The organism is Candidatus Symbiopectobacterium sp. NZEC135, assembly GCF_025962695.1.
Genome location: NZ_JAGFPF010001477.1, coordinates 1 through 530, shown reverse-complemented (window position 1 = coordinate 530; position 530 = coordinate 1). Strand labels below are relative to the sequence as shown.

The window sequence follows — 530 nt, the reverse complement described above, 5'->3', positions numbered from 1 at the left end:
GTGGTCTGTGGGTGAGTCTGGGCTTACTGCCCGCTAACACCAAAACGGCTACACGCGAAGATGTTAACAACCTGGGTGGCTCTGTGGGTCTTCTGGTGCAATCGCCTTCCGATGGCCCGGCAGATGATATCCCTTCCGGTGATTTGGAAACCGCGAAGCAGTATGGTGCACGCGTTGCCGCCGTTGCATCACGCCTGCGCGGATAATCTATCCTTCGTTACGCTTCGGTTATCAAGCCAGCGACGCGCTGGCTTTTTTATTTAACACACATTCTCCCTTTCGCCGTCATCATAGTGTCATCATTTATACACATAATGGTGGCACGGCCCTCTGGAGATGAAAAAATGATAACCCTTCATGCCAAAAGTACCAGCGAAGCTGAACAGTTGCTCTCTTCCGGTACCGCCAGCAAAGTCCTTCTTGATTATTCCGTGACTACCGACGATTTTTTCAGAATCGCTGATGCATGGTGTGCACAAGGTGCAAAGATCAGCAAGAAAGCCGGGATGTTTGTTATTTCGTTAAAGGGG

Annotated in this window: 1 protein-coding gene and 1 pseudogene; both read left to right on the top strand. The window is 50.4% G+C overall.

Annotated features, from left to right (window positions below; translation table 11 throughout):
* Nucleotides 1–206 (top strand): annotated as a pseudogene (locus J5224_RS34920) (NADPH-dependent FMN reductase); the annotation flags it as partial.
* Between the two features lie 138 nt (nt 207–344).
* Nucleotides 345–530 (top strand): hypothetical protein (locus J5224_RS34915; RefSeq protein WP_264629377.1); only part of this gene is annotated, 186 nt, incomplete at its 3' end.